The sequence below is a fragment of the Rhizobium sp. NZLR1b genome (genome assembly GCF_019685155.1).
In the GTDB taxonomy this organism is placed as follows: domain Bacteria; phylum Pseudomonadota; class Alphaproteobacteria; order Rhizobiales; family Rhizobiaceae; genus Rhizobium.
In genome coordinates, this window is sequence record NZ_JABDWC010000035.1 from 24,395 (window position 1) to 40,175 (window position 15,781).

Annotated in this window: 18 protein-coding genes; 7 read left to right on the forward strand and 11 right to left on the reverse strand. The window is 62.8% G+C overall.

Annotated elements, in window-relative coordinates:
• Positions 1–17: 17 nt before the first annotated feature.
• Positions 18–737: an anti-sigma factor domain-containing protein gene (locus HJB84_RS31170; RefSeq protein ID WP_221117799.1), complete on the reverse strand. Its 720-nt coding sequence runs from the start codon at positions 735–737 to the stop codon at positions 18–20.
• Positions 734–1,273, reverse strand: a complete 540-nt coding sequence (locus HJB84_RS31175) for a sigma-70 family RNA polymerase sigma factor (RefSeq protein WP_221117800.1) — start codon at positions 1,271–1,273, stop codon at positions 734–736. The genes HJB84_RS31170 and HJB84_RS31175 overlap by 4 nt, the downstream gene beginning before the upstream one ends.
• Positions 1,274–1,416: 143 nt before the next feature.
• Here HJB84_RS31175 and argB point away from each other — a divergent pair, with 143 nt between their 5' ends.
• The gene (gene argB, locus HJB84_RS31180) at positions 1,417–2,304 is read left to right on the forward strand and encodes an acetylglutamate kinase (RefSeq protein WP_207582682.1); all 888 of its coding nucleotides are present in this window, start codon (positions 1,417–1,419) and stop codon (positions 2,302–2,304) included.
• A 56-nt stretch (positions 2,305–2,360) separates the two neighbouring features.
• Here the strand turns inward: argB and HJB84_RS31185 are convergent, their stop codons facing one another.
• On the reverse strand, positions 2,361–3,131 hold the full coding sequence (locus HJB84_RS31185) for an isocitrate lyase/phosphoenolpyruvate mutase family protein (protein ID WP_207582681.1): 771 nt from the start codon (positions 3,129–3,131) through the stop codon (positions 2,361–2,363).
• The gene (locus tag HJB84_RS31190; protein WP_221117801.1) at positions 3,128–4,201 is read right to left on the reverse strand and encodes a bifunctional transcriptional activator/DNA repair enzyme AdaA; all 1,074 of its coding nucleotides are present in this window, start codon (positions 4,199–4,201) and stop codon (positions 3,128–3,130) included. Before HJB84_RS31190 ends, HJB84_RS31185 begins: the two co-directional genes overlap by 4 nt.
• Positions 4,202–4,304: 103 nt before the next feature.
• On the opposite strand from HJB84_RS31190, the gene HJB84_RS31195 reads away from it, so the two are divergent.
• On the forward strand, positions 4,305–5,018 hold the full coding sequence (locus HJB84_RS31195) for a pyrimidine 5'-nucleotidase (protein ID WP_207582679.1): 714 nt from the start codon (positions 4,305–4,307) through the stop codon (positions 5,016–5,018).
• Positions 5,019–5,148: 130 nt separating this feature from the next.
• Positions 5,149–5,784: a calcium-binding protein gene (locus tag HJB84_RS31200; protein WP_207582678.1), complete on the forward strand. Its 636-nt coding sequence runs from the start codon at positions 5,149–5,151 to the stop codon at positions 5,782–5,784.
• A gap of 120 nt (positions 5,785–5,904) precedes the next feature.
• Here the strand turns inward: HJB84_RS31200 and HJB84_RS31205 are convergent, their stop codons facing one another.
• On the reverse strand, positions 5,905–6,771 hold the full coding sequence (locus HJB84_RS31205; RefSeq protein ID WP_207582677.1) for an LOG family protein: 867 nt from the start codon (positions 6,769–6,771) through the stop codon (positions 5,905–5,907).
• A gap of 193 nt (positions 6,772–6,964) precedes the next feature.
• Here HJB84_RS31205 and dapD point away from each other — a divergent pair, with 193 nt between their 5' ends.
• The 3 genes from dapD (at position 6,965) to HJB84_RS31220 (ending at position 9,702) form a co-directional block, all read left to right on the forward strand.
• Positions 6,965–7,825, forward strand: a complete 861-nt coding sequence (gene dapD / locus HJB84_RS31210) for a 2,3,4,5-tetrahydropyridine-2,6-dicarboxylate N-succinyltransferase (RefSeq protein ID WP_207582676.1) — start codon at positions 6,965–6,967, stop codon at positions 7,823–7,825.
• 100 nt (positions 7,826–7,925) lie between these two features.
• Entirely contained in the window at positions 7,926–9,119 is a 1,194-nt protein-coding gene (gene dapE / locus HJB84_RS31215; RefSeq protein WP_207582675.1) for a succinyl-diaminopimelate desuccinylase, read from the forward strand.
• Positions 9,106–9,702 carry a hypothetical protein gene (locus tag HJB84_RS31220; RefSeq protein WP_207582674.1) on the forward strand — a complete coding sequence of 199 codons (597 nt, stop codon included), beginning with the start codon at positions 9,106–9,108 and terminating at the stop codon, positions 9,700–9,702. The genes dapE and HJB84_RS31220 overlap by 14 nt, the downstream gene beginning before the upstream one ends.
• A 6-nt stretch (positions 9,703–9,708) precedes the next feature.
• On the opposite strand, the gene truA is transcribed toward HJB84_RS31220, so the two are convergent.
• The 6 genes from truA to HJB84_RS31250 form a co-directional block, all read right to left on the reverse strand.
• The gene (gene truA / locus HJB84_RS31225) at positions 9,709–10,515 is read right to left on the reverse strand and encodes a tRNA pseudouridine(38-40) synthase TruA (protein WP_207582673.1); all 807 of its coding nucleotides are present in this window, start codon (positions 10,513–10,515) and stop codon (positions 9,709–9,711) included.
• On the reverse strand, positions 10,515–11,450 hold the full coding sequence (gene fmt, locus HJB84_RS31230; RefSeq protein WP_207582672.1) for a methionyl-tRNA formyltransferase: 936 nt from the start codon (positions 11,448–11,450) through the stop codon (positions 10,515–10,517). Before fmt ends, truA begins: the two co-directional genes overlap by 1 nt.
• 20 nt (positions 11,451–11,470) lie before the next feature.
• The gene (locus HJB84_RS31235) at positions 11,471–11,890 is read right to left on the reverse strand and encodes a type II toxin-antitoxin system VapC family toxin (protein WP_207582671.1); all 420 of its coding nucleotides are present in this window, start codon (positions 11,888–11,890) and stop codon (positions 11,471–11,473) included.
• Positions 11,887–12,147 (reverse strand): FitA-like ribbon-helix-helix domain-containing protein, encoded by a 261-nt coding sequence (locus HJB84_RS31240; protein WP_164006310.1) that lies wholly within the window; start codon positions 12,145–12,147, stop codon positions 11,887–11,889. The genes HJB84_RS31235 and HJB84_RS31240 overlap by 4 nt, the downstream gene beginning before the upstream one ends.
• 65 nt (positions 12,148–12,212) lie before the next feature.
• Positions 12,213–12,728 (reverse strand): peptide deformylase, encoded by a 516-nt coding sequence (def, locus tag HJB84_RS31245; protein ID WP_221117802.1) that lies wholly within the window; start codon positions 12,726–12,728, stop codon positions 12,213–12,215.
• Between the two features lie 97 nt (positions 12,729–12,825).
• Positions 12,826–14,322 (reverse strand): globin-coupled sensor protein, encoded by a 1,497-nt coding sequence (locus HJB84_RS31250; RefSeq protein ID WP_221117803.1) that lies wholly within the window; start codon positions 14,320–14,322, stop codon positions 12,826–12,828.
• Between the two features lie 203 nt (positions 14,323–14,525).
• On the opposite strand from HJB84_RS31250, the gene HJB84_RS31255 reads away from it, so the two are divergent.
• The gene (locus HJB84_RS31255; protein WP_207582668.1) at positions 14,526–15,749 is read left to right on the forward strand and encodes a DNA recombination protein RmuC; all 1,224 of its coding nucleotides are present in this window, start codon (positions 14,526–14,528) and stop codon (positions 15,747–15,749) included.
• Positions 15,750–15,781: the final 32 nt, after the last annotated feature.

Sequence of the window (15,781 nt, forward strand, 5' to 3'; positions counted from 1 at the left end):
TTACGACCGGCGCCCAATCATGGCCGGCGTAATGCGCCGCTTGCGATCACCGGACCGGTCGCCTGGCCGGTCGGCGAGCCGCCGAAGGGTTCGAGGCTGACGGCAAGCGTTGCACCATCGGCGAGATTGCTGCGCAGATCGGCGGGAATGACGAGTTCGCCGCTCTCGCCCGGCTGGAAGACGCCGAGCGATTTCGGCAGGCCGCTGCCCGGCACCAGCCAGAGTTCCAGCGACTTCTCCTCCGGCTTGCCGGCGGCGACCGGCACGATCTTCAGCCGGCCGCTCTGCAGCTCGTAGGAGGCAAGAAGATTGATGGCGCTGTTCTGACCGGAAAGCGAGGCCACCAGCGGTGTCGGCCCCTGCGGCTGCGGCACCACGCCGGAGGCGAAGATGACGGCGCTGACGGCGACGACGACACAGGCAAAGCTCAGCGAGCGCCAGAAAACCGCCGAATTCCAGAGCCCTTGCGAAAAGGATGCGGGTTTTGCAGCATCGCCGAAAAGCCGCGCCTCGATCTGCTTGAAGGTTTCCCGGTTTGGCGAGGCGGTTTCATACTCGTCATTGAAGGCGGAAAGGTTGGTTTCCCAGCGGCTGACGATCGCGGCGAAGGGCCGATCGTGGCGAATGCGCTCTTCCACCACCCGTCGGTCCTGCAGCGACAGGACGCCAAGCACATATTCGCCGGCGAGAACCTCGTCGCGGGAGCGGTCTCCCTTGCTTTTGTCGGGCGATGTCATCGTTCCATGCACTCTCTCAGTTTCAACAGGCTGCGCCTGAGCCAGGTCCGCATCGTGTTCAGCGGGACACCAAACTGATCGGCCAGTTCCTGATAGCTCAGCCCTTCGACATAAGCCCGTTTCACCGCGACCGCACGATCAGCTTCCAACTCTTCCATGCAGGTGTCAATCCGCCTTCCTTCATCCTTCGTCACCGTCTGCATTTCGGGGTCGGGCGCGGCATCGGCAAGATCGTAGGCACTGTCGATTTCGTCGGCGATAGGCTTGCGCGACCGCAACGTATCGATCGACCGATTGCGGGCAATCGCCGAAAGCCACGCCGAGGACGAACCTGTGGCTGCCTGGAAACTTCCGGCCCTTTGCCAGATGCTGATATAGACTTCCTGCAAGGCTTCTTCGGCTTCCGTGCGATCCTTCAAGATACGCAGGCAGATGGCAAAAAGTTTCGGCCCGGTCTGATTGTAAAGGGCAATAAAGGCCCTGCGGTCGCCGAGCGCGACGCGGCCGATCAGGTCTGCAATCTCATCGCCTTGCATGCGGTTCCTCATATCATGCTTGCGTGCGCCGGACGGTAAAGACCACCGGCTCCGCGCCAGATACGAAAAACTATTGCCCTCTGGATTATTCCCTCTGTCAGAAACTTGCGATAAAAGGCCGCGAACAATTCTGCGGGGTCCCCATGAACGAGTCCGAAAGCGAACTGCAGGCACGGCTTCTGGCCAAGGCGCTGCCCTTCATGCAGCGTTACGAGAACAAGACGATTGTCGTCAAATATGGCGGCCACGCCATGGGCAATCCCGAGCTCGGCAAGGCCTTTGCCAGCGACATCGCGCTGTTGAAGCAATCGGGCGTCAACCCGATCGTCGTTCACGGCGGCGGCCCGCAGATCGGCGCCATGCTGAGCAAGATGGGCATCGAATCGAAATTCGAGGGCGGGCTTCGCGTCACCGACCAGAAGACGGTCGAGATCGTCGAGATGGTGCTCGCCGGCTCGATCAACAAGGAAATTGTCGCGCTCATCAACCAGACCGGCGAATGGGCGATCGGCCTTTGCGGCAAGGACGGCAACATGGTCTTCGCCGAAAAGGCGCGCAAGACCGTGAAGGATCCGGATTCCAACATCGAGCGCGTGCTCGATCTCGGCTTCGTCGGCGAGGTGGTCGAGGTCGACCGCACGCTGCTCGATCTGCTCGCCCGCTCCGAGATGATCCCGGTGATCGCCCCGGTCGCACCCGGCCGCGACGGCGCCACCTACAACATCAATGCCGATACTTTCGCCGGCGCCATTGCCGGCGCGCTGAACGCCACCCGCCTGCTCTTCCTGACCGATGTGCCCGGCGTGCTCGACAAGAACGGCCAGCTGATCAAGGAGCTTTCCGTCGCCGAAGCGCATGCGCTGATCGCCGACGGCACGATCTCGGGCGGCATGATCCCGAAGGTCGAGACCTGCATCGATGCGATCAAGGCCGGCGTCCAGGGCGTCGTCATCCTGAACGGCAAGACAGCCCATTCCGTCCTGCTCGAGATCTTCACCGAGCACGGCGTCGGAACGCTGATCGTCCCCTGATCGAGGTTGCGCCCTTCACCGGCGAAGGGACGCATCTTCCAAGACTGGAGCCGAAATCAGAGCGGGCTATAGATCGCCGCCGCGGCTTCCTTCAGCTTCTCCATCATGGCCCGGTATGGCCCCGGGCCGTAGCTGATGCGCGAGACGCCGAGCTTTCCGAGCGCTGCCGGTTCGGGCGCGCCCGGCTTCATCATGATATTGACCGGCATGCTGGAGGCGGCGCAGATCTTCTCGATCAGCGCTGGTTCGATGAGGCCGGGCACGAAGAAGCCGCTGGCGCCTGCCGCTGCATAGGCCTTGCCACGCTCGACTGCCTCGTCGACCAGACCGGCATGCCTGGAGCCGTCGCCTTCCTGAAGGAACAGGTCGGTGCGGGCGTTGATGAAGAAATCGATATCCCTCGCCTCGGCCATTTCCCGGATGGCGCGGATGCGGGCCGCCTGCGCCTCCACCGGATGAAGGCCGCTCGCGCCGATCTTTTGATCCTCGAAATTGATGCCGACGGCGCCGGCCTCGATCACTTTCGCCACATTGGCCGCGGCACCTGAAGGGTCCGTCGAATAGGCGCCTTCGAAATCGACCGAGAGCGGCAGTTCGTTGACGGCGGCGATCGAGCGTGCCGTCTCAAGCAGCACTTCCATCGGCAGCTTCTGGCCGTCGCCATAGCCTTGAGCGGCGGCGACCGACCAGCTTCCGGTCGCCAGCGCCTTGGCGCCGGCTTCCGTCACCGCCTTGGCCGTTCCGGCATCCCAGATGTTGTAAAGAATGACCGGGTTGCCCTTGCGGTGCAGCGCGCCGAATGCCTTGGCCTTTTCAGTCTGGTTCATGTTGTCTCCTCCATCTTTGATTGTGTGCTGATCTTCTCTTCATGCCGCAGCAGCCATTGCTTGCGCCAGAGCCCGCCGCCATAGCCGGTCAACGATCCATCCGCGCCGAGCACGCGATGACAGGGCACGATGATGGCTAGCTGGTTGGCGCCGTTGGCGCGGCCGACGGCACGCACGACTTCCGGCCTTTCCATCTGCCTTGCAAGATCGCCATAGGCGCGGGTCTGACCGACAGGGATATCCATGAGCTTTGCCCAGACATGTTTTTCGAAGGGCGTGCCGCCGAGCGCCAATGGCGTCGTGAAGACCGTGCGCCGCCCTTCGAAATAGTCCCGGATCTCCGTCTCGATCCGGTCGATTGCCGGCGTGCGGCCGATCGCGACCGAGGAGCGGACGCGCTTCTGCAGTGCCTCGAGCTCGCTCAGTAGCGCCTTGCGGTCGTGAAATTCGAGCAGATGCAGATGTGTCTGGTCGGCAACCGCGATCATCGGCCCGAGCGGCGTGTCGAACCAGTCGGCAAAAAGCAGTTCGCGGTTCTGCGAGAGCGCCGGCGCCTTGCCGACGAGCCGCTGGAATGCCGTGCGGAAGCCGCTCGGAGACTCGTATCCGGCGTCGATCTGCGCATCGATGACGCGTGCGCCATCGGCCAGTTGCCGGGCCGCTTGCCCGAGACGGCGGTAGCGGACGATGTCATGAAAGGTCATGCCGAACGCCCGCTTGAAGGCGCGCCGCACCGTCGAGGGATCATGTCCGCGGCGCACAAGCTCGTCTTCGGTCCAGCGAACCTGCGGCTCGCTGTCGAGCGCGGCAAGCAACACGTCGACGATCGGCTCCCTGCCCGGCTGCTCCAGCGGCCGGCAGCGCCGGCAGGGGCGAAAGCCGGAATGCATGCAGGCGGCGATCGTCTCGAAGAACAGGGTATTTTCCCGCTTCGGCTTACGCGCCGGACAGGTCAGACGACAGAAGATGCCCGTCGTCTTGACGCAGACATAGGCCTGGCCCTCATAATCGGCGCGGCGCGCGATCAGGGCATCATAGAGCGTATCATCGTCGGGCCGTTCGAAAAACATGTCCGTTTTCTAGCATCCCGAGCCTGCGACGTCCGCCGAAAATCGGGCGTCTATTTTATTCTTGTCGATTTCCTTGCGGCCGTACCCGTGCCATAAGTCCGCCATGACAAAGATCGACCGCACGCCTGATAAAGCCGACTTCGCGCACGTCACAGACTGGGTCTTCGACCTCGACAACACGCTCTATCCGCATCATGTCAATCTCTTCGCGCAGATCGACAAGAACATGACCGCTTATGTCGCGGCGCTCTTACAGATGGAGCGGGAAGAGGCGCGCAAGCTGCAGAAGCAATATTACCTCGAGCATGGCACGACGCTGCAAGGATTGATGATCCATCACGGCATCGACCCGAACGACTTCCTCGAAAAGGCGCATGCGATCGACTACACGGCGCTGACGCCGCAGCCTGAACTCGGCGCGGCGATCAAGGCGCTGCCGGGGCGCAAGTTCATCTTCACCAATGGCAGCGTCAAGCATGCGGAAATGACGGCCGAAGCGCTCGGCATTCTCGAGCATTTCGACGACATCTTCGATATCGTCGCCGCCGACTACGTGCCGAAGCCGGCGCAGGCGACCTACGACAAATTCATGGCGTTGAAGCGCGTCGAAACGAGCAAGGCAGCGATGTTCGAGGATCTGCCGCGCAATCTGACCGTGCCGAAGGCGCTCGGCATGCAGACCGTGCTGCTGGTGCCGCGCAATCTCGAAGAAACGGTCGTCGAATGGTGGGAAAAGACCAGCGGCGAAGAGGATCATATCGACTTCGTCACCGACGACCTCGCCGCGTTTCTCGGCAGGATTACCGGTCCGGGCTGATTTCGCCCGGGCTGACGGCGACCGACGGCATTACCAAAGTTTCATTCAGCTTACCGATGTTTAACTGGGTCTTTCCGCCCTGTTGCCATAGCTTTCTTCGTGAGGGGACACCTCACGAAAGGCAAATACGATGTACCGCAACAAGCTGATACTGGCAGCGCTTTCCTCCACCCTCATCTTCGGCGCAGCCGCCGGGGCAGGCTATGCCGCACCCGGTGACGGGCCGCGTCAGCAGGCAGGCATGCACGGTCCAGGGCCTGCCGCCTTCCGCGAAATCACCTATGTCCGCATGCTCAAGCAATTCGACGCAAACAAGGACGGGCAGGTTACCAAGGAGGAGGCCACCACCGGACTCGACAAGGTTTTCGCTGCGATCGACACCAACAAGGACGGATCGCTGACCCCGGGCGAAATCCGCGAATACCAGAAGACGCAGATGCAGGCGATGAAGGATCAGCGCAAGCAGGATGCCGGCGAAACCAAGGATGCGGATACCGCAGCCGCGACACCGGAGGATAACGATCAGGCACGGCCGCCCCGCGACGGGCACGGCGGGCACGATGGCCGTGACGGACATCACTGGATGCGCCATGGCGGCAACTTCATGCGCGCCTCGATGATGATGCACCGGGTCGACACCGACCAGAACGGCCAGATTTCCAAACAGGAAGCCGTCGCCGCCTTCGACAAGCTGTTTGCGCGGATGGACCGCAACAAGGACGGCGTCATCTCGATCGACGACATGCCGGACCGGCCGCTTCTGTAAGGCCTGTCGCACCATTGCTCCGCTCTTTCCCCTGGTTCGGCGAGGAAAGAGCGGAGATCTAACTGTTTGTTCTACGCATTCCGGACGGAAAACCGCTTTGCACTTTGCCTCGGAATTGCGTTATTCTCGGTGTTCGTAGAAATCCTGGACAATCTTCCACGCGGCTTCAGCCGTGTCGACGAAGCTGATCAGCTTGACGTCGTCGGGCGCGATCGTGCCGAATTCGGCCAATGCGTCGAAATTAATGATGCGCCTCCAGAACGTCTCGCCGAAGAGGATCAGCGGCAGACGCTCCATGCGGCCGGTCTGGATCAGTGTCAGGCATTCGAAGAATTCGTCGAGTGTTCCAAAGCCGCCGGGAAACACTGCGATCGCCTTGGCGCGCACCATGAAATGCATCTTGCGGATGGCAAAATAGTGGAAGTTGAAGCTGAGTTCCGGCGTCACATAGGCGTTCGGCGCCTGCTCGTGCGGCAGCACGATATTGAGGCCAATCGACGGTGCGCCCTCGTCGGCCGCGCCGCGATTGCCCGCTTCCATCACGCCGGGGCCGCCGCCGGTCACGATGACATATTCGTGGAAATCGAAGCTCGCCGAATATTTCGAGCAAAGCCCGGCAAATTTGCGCGCCTCGTCATAATAGACCGAGGCCGCCTCCAGGTTGACGCGCTGGACATCGTTGCGGGCGGCCCAGGCGCTCTGCCCAGGGGCGGGAATGCGGGCGCCGCCGAACATGACGACGGTCGACTTGATGCCGCGTTCGGTCAGCATCATTTCCGGCTTCATCAGTTCCAGCTGCAGGCGGATCGGCCGCAGCTCCTCGCGGCAGAGGAAATCCTCGTCGACATAGGCAAGGCGGTAGGCAGGCGACATCGTCTGCGGCGTCTTCGGCACGGCCTCGGCGCGCTGCCTGTCGGTCGAACTGCTCTTCAGCGGGTCCCATACGCCATCCTTGCGCCGCGAACCGCCGTTCCGTCCCTTCGCCATCTCGAAATGCCTTTCAGTATTGCCGGCTACGAAGCCGGATATGTCGCTATAACGCCTTGAATCCAGGTGCGATCTTGTCGGAAAAATCATTCCGTTCTACGGCTGCATGCTGTAGAGCAGGATAAACCCCCGCCAACCGCGTTCCGGAGATTTCGCCGTCTCCACGATAAAGATCGAAGTTTAAGGAATTCTCATGAGCGCCACCGACCTCGCATCCCTCGAAAAGACCATCGAAGCCGCCTTCGACAATCGCGACAATGTGAACACGTCGACGAAGGGCGAGGTTCGCGATGCGGTCGAAGCCGCACTCGATCTGCTCGATGCCGGCACGGTCCGCGTCGCGACGCGCGGCGCCGACGGCGCCTGGACGGTCAATCAGTGGCTGAAGAAGGCCGTGCTCTTGTCCTTCCGTCTCAACGATATGGACGTGGTCAAGGGCGGTTCGGGCAATTCCACATGGTGGGACAAGGTGCCGTCGAAGTTCGAAAACTGGGGCGAAAACCAATTCCGCGCCGCCGGCTTCCGCGCCGTGCCGAACTGCGTCGTGCGCCGCTCGGCCTATATTGCCCCGAACGCCATCCTGATGCCCTCCTTCGTCAATCTCGGCGCCTATGTCGGCGAAGGCACGATGGTCGACACCTGGGCAACGGTCGGCTCCTGCGCCCAGATCGGCAAGCATGTGCATCTGTCCGGCGGCGTCGGCATCGGCGGCGTGCTGGAGCCGATGCAGGCCGGCCCGACGATCATCGAGGACAATTGCTTCATCGGCGCTCGTTCGGAAGTGGTCGAGGGCTGCATCGTCCGCGAGGGCTCGGTGCTCGGCATGGGCGTCTTTATCGGCAAGTCGACCAAGATCGTCGACCGCGCCACCGGTGAGGTGACCTACGGCGAAGTGCCGCCTTATTCCGTCGTCGTCGCCGGCTCGATGCCGTCGGCCAATGCGACCATGGGCAACGGCAAGCCGGCGCCGCATCTCTACTGCGCCGTCATCGTCAAGCGCGTCGATGAACAGACCCGCTCCAAGACCGGCATCAACGAGCTGCTCAGAGATTGATGACACCAGGACATTGATCCGGTAAACAGACGGCGTCTTTTACGCGAGGCGCCGCCGCCTTGCCATGTCTTTGCCATTCCCGCCGGATAGTTCGACCGCCATGACCGCTACCGATCCCGTCGCCAATCTCCAGACGCTGATTCGCTGCCCCTCCGTGACACCCGCCGAAGGCGGCGCGCTGTCGGCGCTCGACGCCATGCTTGCGCCGCTCGGCTTCACCGTCGACAAGGTGAAAGCCAGCGAAGAGGGCACAGCCGATATCGAAAACCTCTATGCCCGCCTCGGCAAGGATGGCCCGCATCTGATGTTTGCCGGGCATACCGATGTCGTGCCGGTCGGCGACGAGGCCGCCTGGACGCATCCGCCCTTTGCCGCCGAGATTGCAAAGGGTGAGCTTTTCGGCCGCGGCGCCGTCGACATGAAGGGCGGCATCGCCTGTTTCGTCGCCGCCGTCGCCCGCCATATCGAGAAAAACGGGCCGCCCTCCGGCTCGATCTCCTTCTTGATCACCGGCGATGAAGAAGGCCCGGCGATCAACGGCACGGTCAAGCTCCTGCAATGGGCCACTGAGCGCGGCGAGCGCTGGGATGCCTGCCTGGTCGGCGAGCCCACAAATCCGGACAGGCTGGGCGACATGATCAAGATCGGCCGGCGCGGCTCGCTGTCGGGCCGAATCACCGTGCACGGCGTCCAGGGCCATGCCGCCTATCCGCACCTTGCCGACAATCCGGTGCGCGGCATGCTGCAGCTGACCCAGGCGCTGATGGACTCGCCCTTCGACGGTGGCACCGACGACTTCCAGCCCTCGAACCTCGAAGTGACCACGGTCGATGTCGGCAATCCGGCGACCAATGTCATTCCGGCGAAGGCATCGGCCAGCTTCAACATTCGCTTCAACGACAGCTGGACGGCCGAAACGCTGCGCGCCGAAATCCTGCGCCGCCTCGATGCCGCCGCCGGCAACGGCCAGCTGCGGCCGGGCCGCGAGCCGGTGAAATACGATATCGTCTGGGCCGACCGGCCAAGCCACATGTTCCTGACGCGCAACAATGGCTTGATTGCCTCGCTGTCATCGGCCGTCGAAAGCGTTGCCGGCCGCTCGCCGGCGCTTTCGACCACCGGCGGCACGTCGGATGCGCGCTTCATCAAGGATTATTGCCCGGTCGTCGAGTTCGGCCTCGTCGGCCAGACGATGCACATGGTCGACGAGCGCGTCGCAGTCGCCGATCTGGAGACGCTGACGGCGATCTACGAGACCTTCATCGCCCGCTGGTTCACCAATGCCGGGGCTTAGGGAAGTCCAGTACTATCTGGCCGGCCTCTGGCTGCTGATCCGGCTGGATCCGCGCGGCTTCCGCTACCTCGACATGTCCGAGCGCGGCGTCAACCGCTCGTTCTGGGCGATGGCCTGGTGCCTGCCGCCGATGGGCATTTCCTGGCTCTGGTGGCGACAGGCCTTCCTGCGGTCGATGCCGCCGGAAGCCGATGTCGGCTTTGCCTTCTATGTCAGGCTCGGCCTTGTCGAGGTCGCCAACTGGTTTGTGCCGCTGGTCTTTGCCGGGCTGCTGCTGCTGGCCTTCCGCATGGGTGAGCGTTTCGCCCCGGTCGTCGTCAGCGTCAACTGGCTCGGCGTGCCGCTCTCCTATATCAACGGGCTGCTGCTGGCGATGGTGGTCTTTCTGCCCGGCTCCGTCGGCCTCGTCTCGCTGCTGCTGCTTGCCTTCATGCTGGCGCAGGTCTTCGCGCTGGCGCGCATTGTCCGGATGATCTGCCATGGTCACGCCTTGATGGTCGGGGCGCTGACGCTGGTGCTGCTCGTGCCGTCGATGATCCTTTCGGAATATCTGCAGCACTTCCTCGGCATCTATCCCCCCTGAGCGGGCTTACGACAGATCTTCGCCGTCACCGTCATCGGTGACCGGCCTGCGGCGATCCGGGATCACGTCGGGATAATCCACCCGCATGAAATAGAGCCCATCCGGCGGCGCCACCGGGCCGCAGGCCTTGCGGTCGCGCGCTTCGAGGGCTGCCTCGACATCTTCAGGCGTCCATTTGCCTTCACCGGCGAGCTTCAGCGTGCCGGCGAAGGAGCGAATCTGGTTGTGGAGGAAGCTCTGCGCCGTGGCGCGGATCTCGATGAGCTCGCCGTTGCGGGTCACATCCAGCCGGTCGAGCGTACGCACCGGGCTGTTTGCCTGGCAATGGGCGGCGCGGAAGGTGGAGAAATCGTGCCGGCCGACCAGCTTCTGGGCGGCGGCGTGCATGACCTCGTGATCGAGCACCTTTGGTACCCACCAGGCCTTGCCGGCTTCAAGCGCCAGCGGCGCCCGGCGGCTGAGGATACGGTAGAGGTAATGCCGCCGCAACGCCGAGAAGCGAGCATCGAAGAATTCGGGAGCCACCTCGACATCGAGAATCGAGACACGCTCGCCGGCGAGCCTCAGATGGGCGTTCAAGGCATTCTGCAGCTTGTAGGGCGACCAGTCCTTGGAAAGATCGGTATGAACCACCTGCCCCATCGCGTGGACGCCAGAATCGGTGCGGCCGGCGCCGCGGACCAAGACCGCCTCGCCGGTCAGCGACAGCACCGCCGCTTCGATCGCGCCCTGCACCGAGGGGCCGTTCTCCTGTCGCTGCCAACCCACATAGGGGCCGCCGTCATATTCGACGGTCATGCGGAAACGTGGCATCAGGAAAGCCTCGTGCCTGCGCCAAGCGGCGTGCCCCTGAGGAAATCGGCTGCCGCCAGCGGCTTGCCGCCTGCCTTCTGGAGCCGCGTCAGCCGCACCGCGCCCGACGCGCAGGCGACCAGAAGATCGTCGGTCAGCAATTGCCCGGCTATCCCCTGGCCTTCGGCCAGCTCGGAGCCCAGCACCTTCACCCGCTCGGGCTTGCCGCCGATCTCAAGTTCGAACCAGGCCCCCGGAAATGGCACCAGGCCGCGGATATGATTGTGCACATCCCTGGCATACCTGGCGAAATCGATCCGCGTCTCGGCCTTGTCGATCTTGGCGGCATAGAGCACGCCTTCTTCCGGCTGCGGGGTCAATGGCAGGTCGTTCATCTCCAGCTTGACCATGGCCTCGGTCATCGCCTTGGCGCCGACCTGCATCAGCCGGTCATGCAACTCGCCTGCCGTCATGTTGGGGCCGATCTCGACTTCTCGGGTCAGCGCCACGGCGCCGGTATCGAGACCCTTGTCCATCTTCATCACCATCATGCCGGTCTTTGCGTCACCCGCCATGATCGCCCGCTGGATCGGAGCCGCACCCCGCCAGCGCGGCAGCAGCGAGGCATGGCCGTTATAGCAGCCATCGCGGGTGCCGTTCAAAACCGCCTCCGGCAGCAGCAATCCGTAGGCAACGACGACGCCGGCATCGGCCTTGAGAGCGGCAAATCTCTCGCGCTCCTCAGGATCTTTAAAATTGACCGGCGTGAAGACCGGGAGACCTAGCAGTTCGGCCGCCTGATGCACCGGCGATTTCTGCAGATCGAGCCCGCGCCGCCCGCCTGGCCGCGGCGGCTGCGTATAAACGGCGACAATCCTGTGGCCGGCATCGACGAGTAGGCGCAGGGTCGGGACCGAGAATTCCGGGGTTCCCATGAAGATGATGCGAAGAGACATTCTATCTCGCCAATTGAGGATCAACCGTCTTCAAACGGGTTTACGAGCTTGAGATCAAGCCCCTCGAAATCTGTGGTGTTGCGGGTGGCAAGCGTCGCGCCGTTGGCAAGGCAGATGGCGGCAATCATCGCATCCTTCGTTTCGATCGGCCGCCCGGCCTTTCTGCGCTCCGCTGCCAATAGCCCGTACCGGTTCGCCGCACTGAGGGAAAACCCGAGGATACGGCCGGCAAATTCCGATTCGATCCGATTGAAGTCGGATACCAACGCTGTCTTTCGCCTGCCGTCGTCGAGGAGTTCAAGACCATAGCGCATTTCGGCGACGGCGATCGTCGTCAGAAATAGCGTTTCAACGTCGTGGCCATCAAGCCAATTCAATATCCGCTCGCTGTAGGCCCTACCCTGCATTTCGGAAATCACATTCGTATCGAGGACGATCATGTGTCGAAGCGCGGTGGTTCGCGATCGCGTTCGTGGCGCGATGCGGCAATGGCTTCCACTTCATCTTCGCGCAATCTTTCGTCACCCATCAGGGAGCGCAGGCGCTGCCCGGCCGAAACGCCCGAGCGCTCCGCAGCGATCTGCCGGCGGAGGATTTCGATCGCCTCCTCCGAAAGGCTGCGGCCATTGCGCTGCGCGCTTTCCTGAAGCTGCCGTTTCATCACATCCGGAACATCGCGGATAAGCAGGTCACCCATTCGGCATCTCCATCATGATATCGGTGATATCATAGTGCCTTTCCGGTGAATTTTCAACGCAATGCTCAGAGCGCCTTCGACTTCGCCGCCTTGGTGAACTTCTTGATCACCATCTCCCGCTTCAGCCGCGAGATATAATCGATGAACAGCACGCCGTTCAGATGGTCGATCTCGTGCTGCAGGCAGGTGGCGAGCAGGCCGTCGGCTTCAACCGTCTGTTCCTTGCCGTTCCGGTCGAGATATTTGACAGAGACGACAGCCGGGCGCTCAACCTCCGCATAATAATCCGGGATCGACAGGCAGCCTTCCTCGTAGACCGAGCGCTCGTCGGAGGAGGTGACGATCTCCGGGTTGATGAACACCTGCGGCTGCTTGTCCTCGCCCTCGCGCGCGATGTCGATGACCAGCATCCGGCGCGGTACGCCGATCTGAACTGCCGCAAGGCCGATGCCCGGCGCGTCGTACATGGTTTCCAGCATGTCGTCGGCAAGGCGCTGCAGGTCGGCGTCAACCCGCTCGATCGGCTTGGAGATCTGACGGAGAACGGGATCGGGAAGAATGATGAGTGGCTTGATGGTCATGGCGTTCCCATAACCCATCTTTTCCGACTATGGAATTATCCGGCAGGCGGGGAAGACGCTTTTTTGCATCCCCGCCTGGAATTTCGCCATATTCGCCTCAGGCCGCCCGGCGGGCAGCGATGGCGGCATGGCCCTCGGGCCGGGCGCGGAAGCGGCGCAGCAGCTCGATCAGGTTCTCCACCTCGTCCTTGAGGCGGCGGGTTTCTGCCGAGGAGTGCTCAACCATGTCCGAATTCTGCTGGGTGATCGCACCCATGTTGCGGACCGCGATGCTGACCTCATTGACGCCGGTCGCCTGGTCGCGGGCGGCGGCGGCGATATCGGCGACGAAACGGTTGATGATGTCGATGCGGCTGATCATGTCGTTCAGCGCCTCGCCGGTACTGGAGACGATGCCGACGCCCTCATTGACCTGGGTCGAGCTCTGCGAGATCAGGTTCTTGATCTCCTTGGCGGCTTCCGCCGTGCGCTGGGCGAGCTGGCGGACTTCCTGGGCGACGACGGCAAAACCCTTGCCGGCATCACCGGCGCGCGCCGCCTCGACACCGGCGTTCAGCGCCAGAAGATTGGTCTGGAAGGCGATCTCATCGATGACGCCGATGATCTTGGAGATCCCGGTCGAGGATTTCTCGATGCCGGCCATCGCCGAGACGGCGCTGGTGACGAGTTCGCCGGAGTTCTTCGCCTTCTGCTGCGTCTCGCGCACGGCAGCCGATGCCTTTTCGGCATTGGCGGCCGTCTGGCCGACGCTGACGGAGAGCTGCTGCAGGGCGGCTGAACTCTCCTCGACGCCCGCCGCCTGCTGGGCGGTGCGAAGCGCCAGGTCGTTGGTCGCAGTGGAAATGACATCGGCGCCGCCCATGATCTGGCCCGAGGCCTCGCGCACGGATGCGAAGGACTTGCGAAGGGCGCCGACGGCGCGGTTGTAATCCTCGGCCATCTGCCGGAAATTACCCGGCAGGTCGGACGGCAGAGTGGCTTCGAGATCGCCGTTCGAAAGCGCTTCCAGACCGCGGCGCAGTTGCTCCAGTGCCATCGCCTGGTCGGATTCGGCCTTGGCGCGCTGCTCTTCCAAGGCGCGGCGCTTGGCTTCGAGCGTTTCGAGATAGACCGAGATGGAATAATCCATGTCGAGCATGCCGGCCTTGATGACCACCGACAGCTTCTCGGCCAGCAGCTTGCCTTGCTGGCGCGCGAAAACCGACGGCCACTGCTTTTCCATGATGCCCTTGACGAGTTCGGACATGACGATGGCGTAACCGCCGATATACCAGCGCGGCTCCAGGCCGATGCGGGCGTGCGTCCGGCCGACCGCGGTGACGCCGTCGACATAACTGTCGTCGAACGCACCGCCGGCGAGATTGGCCCAATGATCCTGCTGGCGCTGCTTGGCTTTGCCGACATGGTTCTTGTCGGCAAAGAAGCCGGCGACAGCCGGGGTTCTGGCAATCTTGGCGTAGAATTTATCGAGGGCGCCGCCGATCAGCTCGGTGATGACAGGGCGCAGATCCCGCATCGACTTGCGCGCCGCCTCGTCGAGTTCGATGAAATCGAGGCGCTGCCTGAGGGCACTGTCGGTCTGCCGGGAGGTCATCGGGATCTCTGTACTTGGCGCGAGTGTGCGGGAAGGAATTCTGCGCCGCAGGTTTTGGCGAATATGGTTGAGCAATCGTTAAATCGAGGCGCAATTTCTCCGCAGGAGCCAGCAGAAGTAGCGGCGTGCGAGGATAGTGGCGACCGCCAATTCCGTTCACCCTTTGATCTATATATTGCCGTCTCTTCTGGTATGGTTGCGACATGACCGTCAATTCCGATTCGTTCACTGTGTCGCTTGCCTCGATCAGCCCGGCCATGCTGGCGCTTGCCGGCGGGGTTCTGTTGGCGTTTGTCCTGCTGGTGATCGTGCTGCTGCTACGGGGCGCGAGCCTTCGCCACGAGCAGGCGGAGGAAGCGAGCTTTCGCGCTGGGGAAAGCGACGCGCGCATGGCCGAGCTTCTCAGGATCCAGGCGGAGATGCAGGGCCGCATCGCGGCGATGACCGAGGTCTTCGGCGCGCGGCAGAGTGAACTCAACCAGACGATCAGCCAACGCCTCGACGGCATGTCGCAGCGCGTCAACTCGACGATCACCGAGCAGACCAAATCGACCCATGAGAACCTGCAGCGGCTGCAGGAAAGGCTGGCGGTGATCGATGCCGCGCAGAACAATATCCAGACGCTCGCCAAGGATGTCGTCGGGCTGCAGGCCATTCTGTCCAACAAGCAGACACGTGGCGCCTTCGGCCAGTCGCGGATGGAGACCATCGTCGCCGACGGCCTGCCGATGGGCGCCTATGCCTTCCAGCAGACGCTCACCAACGGCTCGCGACCGGATTGCACGATCCGCATGCCGAACGGCGCGCCGCCGCTGGTGATCGACGCAAAATTCCCGCTCGAAGCCTGGAACGCGATCCGCGACGCCGGCAGTCCCGAGGCCGGCAAGACCGCCGGCCAGCAGTTCCGCCGCGACATGGAGGTCCATATAAGGGACATTTCCGAGAAATATCTGATCCAGGGCGAAACCCAGGACACGGCCTTTCTCTTCGTGCCGTCGGAATCGATCTTCGCCGAGATCCACGAAAACTTCGAGCCGGTGGTGCAGAAGGCGCACCGGGCGCGCATCGTCATCGTCTCGCCGTCGCTGCTGATGCTGTCGATCCAGGTCATCCAGGCCGTGCTCAAGGACCAGAGCATGCGGGCGCAGGCGCATCTGATCCAGGGCGAGGTGGCGATCCTGATGGACGATCTCGGCCGCCTCGACGAGCGGGTGCGCAAGCTGCAGGGTCATTTCGCCCTGGCGCAGAAGGATATCGACATGGTGGTCACCTCGGCCGACAAACTCACCAGGCGCGGCGCCAAGATCGAAGCGCTGGAATTCGAGGCAGGCGGCGAGGCCAAGCCTGCTCGCGACAGCGAACCTGCGGCCAAATCGGTGGAAAGCCGTACCGGTCTTCTCAAGCTCAGGGTGGTTGACGAGGAGTGACCGCTTCGGGCAGTGTCTCGCCCGAATGAAAC